The organism is Micrococcaceae bacterium Sec5.7 (genome assembly GCA_039636785.1).
GTDB lineage: Bacteria > Actinomycetota > Actinomycetes > Actinomycetales > Micrococcaceae > Arthrobacter.
The window spans coordinates 3,101,529-3,113,678 of record CP144169.1; the positions used below are offsets into that span (position 1 = coordinate 3,101,529).

At 62.3% G+C, this 12,150-nt stretch carries 11 protein-coding genes and 1 pseudogene; 8 read left to right on the top strand and 4 right to left on the bottom strand.

Annotation, left to right across the window (positions count from 1 at the left end; genetic code table 11):
* The first annotated feature begins 175 nt into the window (after positions 1–175).
* The 6 genes from V3C33_14820 (at position 176) to V3C33_14845 (ending at position 4,914) form a co-directional block, all read left to right on the top strand.
* The gene (locus tag V3C33_14820; protein XAS66739.1) at positions 176–835 is read left to right on the top strand and encodes a carbonic anhydrase; all 660 of its coding nucleotides are present in this window, start codon (positions 176–178) and stop codon (positions 833–835) included.
* Between the two features lie 33 nt (positions 836–868).
* On the top strand, positions 869–1,339 hold the full coding sequence (cynS, locus tag V3C33_14825; GenBank protein ID XAS66740.1) for a cyanase: 471 nt from the start codon (positions 869–871) through the stop codon (positions 1,337–1,339).
* A 78-nt stretch (positions 1,340–1,417) separates the two neighbouring features.
* Positions 1,418–1,975 (top strand): nucleoside deaminase, encoded by a 558-nt coding sequence (locus V3C33_14830; GenBank protein ID XAS66741.1) that lies wholly within the window; start codon positions 1,418–1,420, stop codon positions 1,973–1,975.
* Between the two features lie 322 nt (positions 1,976–2,297).
* Positions 2,298–2,720, top strand: coding sequence for a hypothetical protein (locus tag V3C33_14835; protein XAS66742.1), 423 nt, complete (start codon positions 2,298–2,300; stop codon positions 2,718–2,720).
* A gap of 26 nt (positions 2,721–2,746) precedes the next feature.
* Positions 2,747–3,676, top strand: a complete 930-nt coding sequence (locus tag V3C33_14840; protein XAS66743.1) for a Gfo/Idh/MocA family oxidoreductase — start codon at positions 2,747–2,749, stop codon at positions 3,674–3,676.
* Positions 3,677–3,703: 27 nt separating this feature from the next.
* A protein-coding gene (locus V3C33_14845; protein ID XAS66744.1) for an IS3 family transposase occupies positions 3,704–4,914 on the top strand; the annotation gives its coding sequence in 2 pieces (ribosomal slippage) (positions 3,704–3,962 and positions 3,962–4,914; 1,212 coding nt in all).
* Between the two features lie 181 nt (positions 4,915–5,095).
* Here V3C33_14845 and V3C33_14850 read toward each other — a convergent pair.
* The 3 genes from V3C33_14850 to V3C33_14860 all read right to left on the bottom strand — a co-directional run bounded on the left by V3C33_14850 (position 5,096) and on the right by V3C33_14860 (position 8,641).
* Entirely contained in the window at positions 5,096–5,701 is a 606-nt protein-coding gene (locus tag V3C33_14850) for a hypothetical protein (GenBank protein XAS66745.1), read from the bottom strand.
* A gap of 962 nt (positions 5,702–6,663) precedes the next feature.
* On the bottom strand, positions 6,664–7,182 hold the full coding sequence (locus tag V3C33_14855) for a hypothetical protein (protein ID XAS66746.1): 519 nt from the start codon (positions 7,180–7,182) through the stop codon (positions 6,664–6,666).
* 145 nt (positions 7,183–7,327) lie between these two features.
* Positions 7,328–8,641 (bottom strand): ISAs1 family transposase, encoded by a 1,314-nt coding sequence (locus V3C33_14860; protein ID XAS66747.1) that lies wholly within the window; start codon positions 8,639–8,641, stop codon positions 7,328–7,330.
* A 373-nt stretch (positions 8,642–9,014) separates the two neighbouring features.
* Between V3C33_14860 and V3C33_14865 the strand changes: the two are divergent.
* Both V3C33_14865 and V3C33_14870 read left to right on the top strand, forming a co-directional pair.
* Positions 9,015–9,324 (top strand): annotated as a pseudogene (locus V3C33_14865) (NDP-hexose 4-ketoreductase).
* A gap of 25 nt (positions 9,325–9,349) precedes the next feature.
* A complete protein-coding gene (locus tag V3C33_14870) occupies positions 9,350–10,456 on the top strand; it encodes an FAD-dependent monooxygenase (GenBank protein ID XAS66748.1) in 1,107 nt (368 codons plus the stop codon).
* Positions 10,457–10,567: 111 nt separating this feature from the next.
* Here V3C33_14870 and V3C33_14875 read toward each other — a convergent pair whose 3' ends face one another.
* Complete coding sequence (locus tag V3C33_14875; protein ID XAS66749.1) at positions 10,568–12,028, bottom strand: amino acid permease; 1,461 nt, start codon at positions 12,026–12,028, stop codon at positions 10,568–10,570.
* Positions 12,029–12,150 lie beyond the last annotated feature (122 nt).

Sequence of the window (12,150 nt, forward strand, 5' to 3'; positions counted from 1 at the left end):
CGCCATTCTCAACTAAAAGTCACACGCGACCCCGGTCAGGTAACGAAGGCGGCGTAGCATCACGGCTCTCCAACTATAGGAAATACTTATTGACTTTATTGTAAACAAGTCTTGGACACTATAGATAGTTTCCGTCATCCTTGAGTTATCCGCCAAAACATCAAGGAGACGGCCCATGCAAGACATCATCGAAGGCTTTCTGAAATTTCAACGGGAAGCCTTTCCGAAGCGCTCTGGACTCTTCAAGGAGCTGGCCACCGCCCAGAACCCCGGGGCTCTGTTCATTGCCTGCTCGGACAGCCGGGTCGTGCCGGAGTTGCTGACCCAGCGGGAACCGGGCGATCTGTTCGTGATCCGCAACGCCGGCAACATCGTGCCGGCCTACGGCCCGGAGCCCGGCGGTGTCTCCGCGACAGTCGAGTACGCGGTCGCCGTCCTGGGCGTCACGGACATCATCATCTGTGGCCATTCCGACTGCGGAGCGATGACTGCCATCTCCTCCGACACGAACCTGGACCACCTGCCGGCAGTGGCCAGCTGGCTTGCCCATGCCGACGCGGCGAAGGTCGTCAACGCCGCCCGCACCCACGGATCGGCCCAGGAGCGACTGGAGGCCATGGTCCGCGGGAACGTCATCGCCCAGCTGACCAACATCAGGACCCATCCCTCCGTCTCCCTGGCCCTGGACCAGAACCGGCTGAACCTCCACGGCTGGGTCTACGACATCGAAACGGGCTCCATCGACACCCTCGACGGCGCCACAGGCCTCTTTGTCCCACTTGCGGACAACCCGCAGACCAGTGCCACGCCGGCCACATCCGGCCTGGCCGCCTAACCACCTGATAGCACCCAAGGAAAAGGAAACACCATGATTCATTCCCAGAACGCCCAGGCTCCGCGCGAGGAACTGACCGCCGCCATCATCGATGCCAAGATGCGCAAGGGCCTCTCTTGGCAGGAGCTGACCGATGGCACTGGTCTGAGCCTTGCCTTCGTCACCGCCGCCCTGCTCGGCCAGCATCCGTTGCCGGAAACCGCTGCGGAAATCGTCGCTGAGCGGCTGGATCTGGGCGAGGACGCCTCCATGCTGCTGCAGACCATCCCGCTGCGCGGCAGCATCCCCGGCGGTATCCCAACCGACCCCACCATCTACCGTTTCTACGAAATGCTCCAGGTCTACGGTTCCACCCTGAAAGCCCTGGTGCACGAACAGTTCGGTGACGGCATCATCAGTGCCATCAACTTCAAGCTGGACATCAAGAAAGTTGAAGACCCCGACGGCGGTTCACGTGCCGTGATCACCCTCGACGGAAAATACCTGCCCACCAAACCGTTCTGATCCCCACCGTGGCTGTGTTCTCGAAATGAGGACACAGCCACGGCTGCGCCCCAACTTACCTCTCAGCCCAGGAACATCATGGACTTCATTCAACGCACCATCGATATCGCCCGTGCCAACGTCGAGGAAGGTGGGCGACCCTTCGCGACCGTCATTGCCCGCGACGACGAAATTATCGCCGAGAGCCCAAACCGTCTGTCCCAGACGAACGACCCCACCGCGCACGCCGAGATCCTCGCGATCCGCGAGGCCTGTACCCAACTCGATACCGAGCACCTGACCGGGTGCACCATCTACGTGCTCGCCCATCCCTGCCCGATGTGCCTGGGCTCGCTGTACTACTGCAGCCCCGAGAAGGTCGTCTTCCTCACCCAGCGCGACGACTACGGACCGCACTACGTCGATGACCGGAGGTACTTCGAACTGGCCTCCTTCTACTCCGAGTTCGCCAAGGACTGGACCGAACGCCGGCTGCCGATGGAGTACCAGCCGCGGGACGCCGCGATCGACGTCTACCGTGAATGGCAGCAATGCAACTCGGGCAACCGCCACGTGCTCATACCGGACACCGGGCACTCATCACCGGCCGGCGATGAGCGGGAATCCCCGGCACCTCCAACTACGGTCAACACCTAATAGCCAAAGCCCACCCACGGAGCGCTGAGCCGGGCCTGCCACTTAGCGCTGACAGAACAACGCCCAATACCGCTGCGATTCACACCATTGAACGCGCCTGCTGGCTTGTAGCGAATACGGTTGATATTGCTACAAAAGATGCTTGGCCCGCTGAACGGCCGCCTAGCTGCTCGAAGCCCCTCCCGGTCAACATTCACTCACGGGTCGGCGCCTGGCAGTTCGCCGGAGGACCGCCTTACGGGACGGCAACGCGGCCGGAAAGGCCACGCTTGCCGGATTCGCGCCGTCACATTGCTTTAATGGGCCGATGGATGCTTTAGCTGTGGTCGATCCTCTGCTGCTGCGGGCAGTGCCTGCCTCCGTTCGTAAGGACGCCCACCTTGCGATGCGAACCCTGGCCCGCGCCGAATACGCCACAACTGCTGAGCTGATCCAGGACACGTACGCACACACGGCCGACTACCCGGAGATTTGGGTGGAAGGCGAATTGGTCCAGATTCCCTACCCGCTGCGCTACGAGTGGCCCAGTGCCGACGTTCTTTCAGATCTTTCGTCAACCCAGCGCCTTGTTCTGGCGTGCTGGATGTCACGGCACAGCGACGGGTGGAGGCGCCAGGAGGCTCTTGGACATCTGCTGGAGGCAGATGCTGCGGACACGCTCCATCAAAAGCCCGTCCAGGGCTCCGGCTTGCACGTCACCGAAACCGCCATATCTAAGCGTGAAAAAACCGCCATTCCCAACTAACAGTCACAAGCCACCATGAGGTTCAGATGAAAAATACCCTAAACGGGGCCAGTGCCCGCGATGATACTCGCAGGATAGGTGTCGTAGGCATTGGCAGCATTGCGCAAAAGGCCTACCTTCCCGTCCTGGCCAGCCAGCCCGGGCTGGAGCTCCACCTCATGACACGCGACCGGGAGAAGCTGGAACGGATCGGTGCGGCGTATCGGGTCCCCCGCCTTTACACGGACCTGGAGGCGCTCATTGATGCGGGCCTGCACGCTGCCTTCGTCCATGCGCCCACCGAACACCACCACGACATCGTCACCCGCCTGCTCGAGGCCGACATCGACGTTTTCGTCGACAAACCCCTCTCCTACAGCATTGCCGAAAGCCGGCAAATGGTGGGCCTTGCGCGAGAGCGCGGACGTTCCCTCATGGTGGGCTTCAACCGGCGATTCGCACCAGCCTATACGGAGTCGCTGAAACACCCGCGCGACCTGGTGGTCCTTCAAAAGGACCGCCACAACGGCCTCGGAAACGCTCGAACCATCATCCTTGACGACTTCATCCACCTTGTCGACACACTGCGGATGCTGGCCCCGCCGGGTGCGGCCGACATTGGCGTGCGCGGCCGGATCGATGCGGACGGCCTCCTGCACCACGTCATCCTCCAGCTGGCGGACGGTGGATTCAACGGCCTGGCCATCATGAACCGCACCAGCGGGTCCAACAGTGAAGTGCTGCAGACAGCCGGCGCCGGCCAACGGCGCGATGTCACCAACCTGGGCGAAACCGTGACCCACGACGGCGAGACAAGACAGCTGCCCGGCGACGCCTGGGAGCCGGTGGGCCATCGACGCGGCATCGAGGATATGTGCCGGCACTTCCTGGACGCACTGCGCACCGGCACGAGACTCGATGCCGGAGACGCACTGACCACACACGAGCTGTGCGAGTGCGGCCGTATGGTTTTGTGAGACAGCTTGATAGGAGCTCTTTCCCGCATGACCGATCGTAAGAAGTACACGCAGCAGTTCAAGGATGAGGCTGTTGAGCTGGTGATTTCCTCTGGCCGTCAGATCTCACAGGTGTGTCTGGAGATAGGCGTCCTTGAAGGCACGCTGGGGAACTGGGTGCGCAAGTACCGGGAGAATCATCCGGATCGGGTAACCGCTGGCCAGGAGAAGGCGCCGGTGTCTTGGGAGCAGCATCAGAAGGCGCTGGCTGAGATTGCCAGGCTGAAGCAGGACGTCGATTTCCTGGGAAAAGTCAGCGCCTTCTTTGCAGCGAAGCAACGGTAGAGGATTTCTACGAGTTCATCGAAGCAGAGAAGGCGAATCATCCGATCGCCTGGTTGTGTCGGGTCCTGAAGGTATCCCGGGCCTCTTTCTACCGGTGGCGCAACCCCGCGGGTCCTTCCCCGCGGGCCGTCCGGCACCAGCGGCTGGTTGCCGAGGTTACTGACCTGTTCGAGAAGGAAAAGGGCCGCGCTGGCCGTGACCAGCTGACCCTGATGCTCAATGCCAAGGGCGTGCAGGTCTCCGCCCCCACGGTCGGGGCGGTCATGCGCGAGCAGGGCCTGCGGGCCGTACGCACCAGGGCGTGGAAGCAGACCACCGTGCAGGACCCGCAGGCCAAGACCGCGCACATCCGCAACCACATGCTCGATCAGGACGGGAAGCGGGACTTCACCTCCACGGTGCCCGGTGCCCGTCTCTGCGGGGACATCACGTATCTGCGCACCGGCGAGGGATGGCTGTATCTGGCCACCGTGATCGACCTGTGCACGGGCATGATCATCGGCTGGGCGATGGCCGATCACATGCGCGCCAGGCTCTGTACCGACGCGCTGGCAATGGCCCGTGACCACGGGTATCTCGAAGCAGAAACAACGGTGTTTCACTCTGATCGGGGCTCCCAATACACCTCTGGCGAATTCCAGAAATGGTGCGCCGGGAACCGCGTCACCCAGTCCATGGGAGCCGTCGGGGTGTGCTGGGACAACTCAGTCGCCGAAAATTTCTTCTCACACCTAAAGACCGAGATGTACCACCATCACACCTTCGGCAACCGGCTCGCCGCTAGAACCGCTGTCATGGAATATATCGAGGGCTGGTACAACCGCCGCCGGCCAAACCGGCGGGCCGGCGGCATCCCTCCGGCAGAAGCCCTCGCCACCCATCAGACCCGTGCCCAGGAACCCCTGGCCGCGTAACTCGAATCAACCACGAACTGTCTCAAGAACTTGACGACCGCAGAGCACATCATCGAATCCTTGGCTGCCGCGGACGCATAACCCTTCCCGGGCACTGGATCAGACCTACCAGCGGTCAGAAACTTTGACGGGTGTTCGGTCTCGACAAGCGGAGGGTCGGTCTGGTTCGTGCCGACGGCTGCTATGCGGCGTTGGGGTAGACGATGCCCAGCTCGGCCCGGATGCCGTCAAAGAGGTCCATGATGGCCAGCGGCATTGTCGGGCTTTCGGTCAGGCCCTGCTGGATGCAGCGTGTCACCTCGCGCAGCTGGTACGTGTAGCCGCTGCCGATCGGTTCAAAAGTCTCCACCCGTGTGTCGCCCCGGCCGGTTTGCACAGTCAGGGCGGCCGGGTTGTTGACCGAGCCCATGGTCCGGAGATGACCCTTGGACCCGGCGACGACGGCGGACTGCGGACCCGCGGCGGTGAGGGATGACATCAGCTGGGCCTGCGCCCCGGAGGAGTAGCCGAGGGTGAGTGCGTTCTGGCTGTCCACGCCCAGCTCCGTGAGGGTGCCGGTGGCGCTGACCGCTTGGGGCGCCCCGAGGGCTCCCCAGGCCCAGAGCAGCGGGTAGACGGTCAGGTCCAGGAGTGCGCCGCCTCCGTCCGCAGGTGCCCAGATGCGGGCTGTCGGGTCATCCGGGACTGGGAAGCCCAGCTCCGCCTGGACCCATTGCACCTGGCCGATTTCCCCGGAGGCGATGATGTCGAAGGAGCGCTGCATTCCGGGGACAAAGCGCGCCCACACTGGGGTGGCTTGTGAAATCGTGGAATATCCGACCGCTTGAACCTGCCGACCCTCACTGTTGCGATGACCGCTTGAACCTGCCGTCGCCCTGGGGACGACAGCGTCTCAGTTCTTGGAACTGGGACGGTCTTCCTTGCAGAAGAAACATGTGGCCGTCGATGATTCTCGACGACCACATGTTACTTCGATTTGTTGGTTCGTAAGGTTACATCCGCAGTGAGGCAAGTAGCTGTAGCGTCGCTCCCGCAGTGCTGTCATTGTCATCTGGGTCAAACCAGATTGAAAGTGCCCCGCTAGTGAGAACGACGAGTATCACCGCAAGCAGGACAGAACATCCGGCAATGATCCACCAGAAAGTCCGATGTGATTTCAGGTCTTTGGACATATACCGACTTTCTAGGAGCCCGTAAGGGAGGGGAGAGATAAATTACAGGCTCATCTCCGTCACTTAAGGGTTTGAGATGTTCACCAGTTGCAGGCCGCTGCTGGATTCCTCTTGATAATTGAAGGGAGAAGACCTGCACGCCACCCGGGGTAGCTGCGACGGTAGCTTTCGAGGTCGATGTTGATTGTGCCGGGAAGTCCCACCACGTGGCAATCCCACTGCTGAGCCATCGTAGCGCTGGCCATCGACCGAGGGTGGTGCTGACGCAAGTCGCGCAACCCTTCGGTGTAGACAATGGCTGGGTCTACTAGCTGTGTCCAGCGAGCGAGAGCTGTCACCTGAAGTCGGATTTCCCAGCCACCACGCGCCCACCTTTCCCAAATTACAGAGTGAATCATTCCCCTGCTGTAAGCGGGGTCGGCCACCACTGGGTAGGCAACATCAGCGCTCTGGTGGTCCACGATCTGCGTCAATGTCGATCCGTTGAGCTCGTATCGCGTTGGTACGTCGTTCCCGTTCGCATCTGTCGCCCAAGCGGGCGTAAAGCCGCCGATCAGGTTCCCTTCAACAGAACGAATCAAAAACCCGCCTTCAAACTCCTCAGTAGTTGCCCGGCTGGGAGCGTCAATGGGTAATCAAAACGCTCAGGAGAAGCGGCAGACTCAATAATGGAAGCAGTTTGAACGGTCCCATCGTTCTTGATTGTCCGCACTGTGCTTGTCTGGTTCCCGTTTTCATAAGCTACGGCGCCAGGACGCAAGGTTTCAGGAGCTGACGCAGAATCGGCGAACGGAACTCCAATCAATACAGTTCCCTCGGTACTTTCCACCGTGGTGGGTACCGTTGCCGAATCCGGGAGTGTTACATCGCCCTCTTCTGAGGAGATTGTGATGGAATCCTCAGTCTCAACGATGGCTGATGGATCTACTGCATTGGCGAGCAAGTCCCGATCTGTCCCCGCAGATCCGGAAACGGCGGCATTGCTTTCCAGAGTACTTTCAAGAGGGTGCTGATCCTGGGCCTGTGCAGGTAATGCGCCCAAAGTGCTCAACAGGATGACCGATCCTGTCAACGATGCCAATATCTTCTTCTTCACATTTTCCCCATTCTAAAAAGTAGTCCCCCATCAACTACTTGGAACGGAGAATATCAGCTTGGCGAACGACACTCAGCCTGCGCGTTACCCAGCTCCTGATTATTTCAGGCGGCAGCTTCAGCCATTGGAAGTGGAACGCTCTCGATCACGCGGAGAAACTCGCCGGCTCAAGTTCCGGGCCGGAAAATATGGCGGGTGCCTCACACGCTTTGTAATCCTCATTGAGGAAGACCCTGAAATATAGGGTCTGCGCGGTTGCCCCTAAGCCCGTCAGCAATCCTTGCCAGTAGGCACCGGCAGCCCACTCGTCGCCCAGTACTGCACGGACCCAAGCAAGGGCTTCCTGCTCATCGACGCGGGTCCGCGAATCCATGACCCGGTGATGACCAGCAAACGAAACGGTCATCGTTCGGAACAAGGCTGCCTCATCCACTTGCGCTATGCCGCGCTCGTGTGGCCGTGCCAGGGCGTGCTTGTGCTCCCACAGGCTCACAGACGGGTTCGCCATCGTCCGGTAGGGAACCTCCACATAATGAGCCTCCTCTGGTTCTAACACCCAGATTCGGCTGATGTCCCGGGGTCCCGACGGATCAGGAACGGGCCACAGGGAAGTCACGGCATGAACGGTCTCGGTGGACCATGCCCTGGTTCCGATGGGCCGAGACTTGCGGGTGATCTGGACGGCTTGTTCCGCATTCGGGAAGCCGATGCCGGCGGCGACGCTGACGCACTTGACGGTACGGATGATCTCCCGGCCGTTCGCCGTGGCCAGGGACCGGTCCCCGGCACGGACCTTGTTCCAGGGCAGCGACTGCAGCTGGGTGTTCAATGTGGGCTGGTTTCCCTTGACCGTGAGCACATAATGGGCGCCCCGGCCGGCCAGATAGTTGGCGTGCCCGGTCTGCGTGTGCAGTGCGTCCGCGGTCACGGCTACGCCGTTCAGGGCGGGAATTGTCTCCAGCAGGGGCCTAAACAGGCTGATTTCGTTGGTCTTGATGCCGACGTCGACTTGGCCCAGCACGGCCCCGGTGTCGTGGTCGATGGCGGCCATCAAATGCACCCGCGTCCCGCCGCCGTTCTTCACGCCCCGGGCTTCCTTCCCGTCGATGGCAATAGCCCTCGCGCAGGTCCGGGCCTGCGCCCACGCCCCGGCGAGCCGGTCCAAGGTGTCCGCATCCAGTCGCTCCAGGACGCGCCCGATCGTGGTCGCGTGCGGGGCACCGATCCCCAATGCCGCGAGCTGGACCCGGGCCGTGTCGGACGCCCATTCGGCCATCTCCACCAATGTTTTGGCCCCGGCCAGCACGGAACAAAGCATGATGACCAACAGGTGTGGGTGGCGGTGCCGGACTCCGCGTCGGGCCCTCGGATCGGACAGTTCACACAGGGCAACGAGCACCTGTCCGGGGGCGAGGGCGACCGGCGCGGAAGGCGGTGAATTCGTCGATGAACGCGGCAAGGTGGGAAGATGACAACAGGGAACTCCTGGCAACATGTGGGCTTGAACATTCACATGCTTAACAGGGGTTCCCGCTCTTTTAACAGCTGCGCAGGGATCGTCTCACTATTTAAGACGCCAGGCGCTCACGGACGACTTTGCAGTCGCCCTGTTCTGTCCTGAGTCCGCCAGGGTGACGCCGGCGACGGACCAGTTCTCGCGAGGGAGTTCGTGCAAAACCACCCGGATGGTGTCGGGGCGGATTTCCATGACTTCCGCGTAGGTGGCCGTCAGCGCAGCGAGCAGCTGACGCTTTTTTCAGTGGAGGAAGGGGATGGGGGTCGAGGACCATTCCGCGGAAAAGTAGCGCTAAGGAGCGTTACTGTTCGGCGACCGCGACATCTCCAAGAGCGTGGCCACCGGCTTCCAGTCCGGCACGGACACGCAAACCGGTTACAACCGGATGCGCGCCCGCGTAACCTGAGGAGCTCAAGCAGCACTTCGGCCCCGAGTTCCTGAACCGTGTTGACGACGTTGTGGTCTTCCCCCCAGCTGACCCAGGACGAGATCATCGAGATCGTGAACAGTTCGTCGGACGGCTGGAGAAGCGACTGGCGGACAAGGACATGGGCATCGAGCTCACGACCGCGGCCAAGGTACTCCTGGCAACCCGCGGCTACGACCCCGCGATGGGTGCCCGGCCGTGTCGTTCCCGTTAAACTGACGGGCATGGGACAACGCACCGTGTTGATCTGCGGGGCGGGCATCGCCGGCCCGACCCTGGCGTACTGGCTGGCCCGCCACGGGTTCCAGCCGACGGTGGTCGAACGCGCCCAGGCATTGCGCTCCAGCGGCAGCCCGGTCGACGTTCATGGCGCGGCCACCGAGGTGGCCCGGCGGATGGGCATCCTGCCGCGTCTGCACGAGGCCGCGACCAACGCGCCGGGCCTGGCTTTCGTGACCGCATCCGGGCGTCGGGTCGGCCCGCTGCGGCTCGGCCGGCCCCGGGGCGATGACGTCGAGATACCCCGTGCCGACCTCGCGGCGATCCTTTGCGAGGCCGGCCGGGACGAGGCCGAGTTCCTGTTCGGGGACTCGATCACCGCCCTGCGGGCGGATGACGACGGCGTCGACGTCACCTTCAAGCGGGCGGCCCCGCGCCGGTTCGACTTGGTCGTCGGCGCCGACGGATTGCACTCCACGGTGCGGGCCCTGGCGTTCGGCCCCGAAAACGGTTTCGTCCGCCATCTCGGCCTCTACATCGCCACGCTATCGCTCGGTAGACCCGCAGCCGACCCCGGAACGGTGCTCATGTACAACCAGCCGGGCCTGTCGCTAACCATCCATCCGGTATGCGGAACCGCCGGGGCCGGCTTCATCTTCCGCGGCCCACCCGGCCTGGACTATCGAGACACCCGGACCCAGCAACGGATCGTTCTCGACGCCTACACCGCGCACGACTGGCCTGTTCCCGAGCTACCTGACCTGCCCGAGCAGGTCCTCACCGCCAAGGACCTATATTTCGACTCCGTCAGCCAGGTCCGGCTGTCGAGCTGGTCCCGGGGGCGGGTGACGCTGCTGGGTGACGCCGCCTCCTGCGTATCTTTGTTCGGCGACGGGTCCAGCCTCGCCATGACCGGTGCCGCCACCCTGGCCGAAGCCATGGCCGCTACCCCCGACGACCCCACCACGGCGCTGCGTGGATACGAAGCCCGCCACCGCAAGCTGGCCAGCTCGCGCCAACGCGGCCATAATCTGGCCGCCGCGCTGCTCGTCCCCGCGACCCGCACGGGCCTCATTGCCCGCAACCTCACCGCCGGGTTACTCCCGCGCTGAGGATCGCACCCCCAGTCGCGACCGTCATCTAGGGGTGACTTGTGAATTAGTGAAATATCCGACGAACCTGCCGTCGGATATTCCACTAATTCACAAGCCACCCCTTAAGAGTTAGCTGAAGAGCTCGCTCTTGGGCTCGTTGTCCTTGACCTTCTGCCAGCCCAGCCACAGGATCACCGCGAAGAACGGGATGGTGGCCAGGGTCCACATGCCCAGCAGGAAGACCTCGCCGGTCTTGCTGGTCATGGTGTCGAAGCCGATCAGTACAGCGATGAGCAGCAGCGCAATCAGCCCGGCCCAGCTGGTCCAGGGCGCGCCCGGCATGGGCAGGCTCGACACATTGCCCTTCTTCTTGCGCAAAGCGATCTGGCTGGCAAAAATGGTGCCCCACGTGAAGATCACACCGATGGATGCAGTGTTCAGCGCGAGGTCGAAGGCGTGGGATCCGCCCAGCCAGATGTTGAGCAGGATGCCCACCAGGTACACACTGGCGATGGCCAGGATGGCGGCATACGGCACGTGGCGCGTGGACATCCTGGTCAGCCACTGCGGAGCATGCCCGTTGTTGGCCATGGTGCGGAAAATCCGGCCGATCGAATACAGGCCCGAGTTGCATGATGACAGAGCGGCGGTGATGACGATCATGTTCATTACATCGCCCATCCAGCCCAGCCCCATCTGGCCGAACACGGTGACGAACGGCGAGACGCCGGCCTTGTACTGGTCCGACGGCAGGAGCATGGCCAGCAGCAGTACGGATCCGACGTAGAACACCACGATGCGGACCACGACGGCGCGGATCGCCTTGGGGACTTCGCGTTCCGGGTTTTCCATCTCGCCGGCGGTGATGCCCACGAGTTCAATGGCGTTGTACGCGAAGATCACGGCGTTGAGCACCAGGATCATCACCAGCGCGCCCTTGGGGAACATGCCGCCGTCGTCGTGGAAGAGGTTGTTGACCGACGCGTGGCCGGCGCCCACCTTGGCGTTCGTGACAACCATGAAGGTGCCCACGGCCAGGAAGATCAGGATGGCGGCAACCTTGAGGCAGGAGGCCCAGAATTCGAACTCGCCGAAGGCCTTGACGCTCAGCAGGTTCACGGCCACCAGCAGCACCAGCGCTGCAATGGCGGACAGCTCAACCGGCACATTCGGGAAGAAGAACTGGAAGTAGAGGCCGATCGCGATGAGTTCGGCGATGCCGGTCATGGCCCAGTTGATGAAGTACATCCAACCGGAGAGGTAGGCGCCCTTTTTGCCGAACATCTCGCCGGCGTAGCTCACGAAGGAGCCGGAGGTCTGGCGGTACATAATGAGCTCGCCCAGCGCCCGCATCAGCAGGTAGGCGATCACACCGGCAATGGCGTAGGAGAAAATCAGTGCGGGGCCAGTGGACGCCAGGCGTCCGCCTGCTCCCATAAAGAGGCCGACTCCGATTGCGCCGCCCATGGCGATCATGGTGACGTGGCGGCGGCTCAGGGTTTTCTTGTAGCCCTCGGCGCTGAGGGTGGAGTCGACGGCGGCGGATGGTGCCGTCTGGCTCTTAAGTTCTGTGGGGGTACTTTGAGGCACAGCTGTTTCCTTGTGGGTTGGCGTCTTGCTGTAGGTTGGGGTCTTGCCGGGACCGGAACGCGGGAGTTTACGTACACATAATTCGGGTTTATGCCCGGTTGGAGTGCGTTATGTGTACAAAA

What these genes read in the sequence shown, in the direction of transcription:
- V3C33_14840 (XAS66743.1), top strand. Translation starts at nt 2,747, where the DNA reads ATGAAAAATACCCTAAACGGGGCCAGTGCCCGCGATGATACTCGCAGG.
- V3C33_14870 (XAS66748.1), top strand. Translation starts at nt 9,350, where the DNA reads ATGGGACAACGCACCGTGTTGATCTGCGGGGCGGGCATCGCCGGCCCG.
- cynS (XAS66740.1), top strand. Translation starts at nt 869, where the DNA reads ATGATTCATTCCCAGAACGCCCAGGCTCCGCGCGAGGAACTGACCGCC.
- V3C33_14820 (XAS66739.1), top strand. Translation starts at nt 176, where the DNA reads ATGCAAGACATCATCGAAGGCTTTCTGAAATTTCAACGGGAAGCCTTT.
- V3C33_14830 (XAS66741.1), top strand. Translation starts at nt 1,418, where the DNA reads ATGGACTTCATTCAACGCACCATCGATATCGCCCGTGCCAACGTCGAG.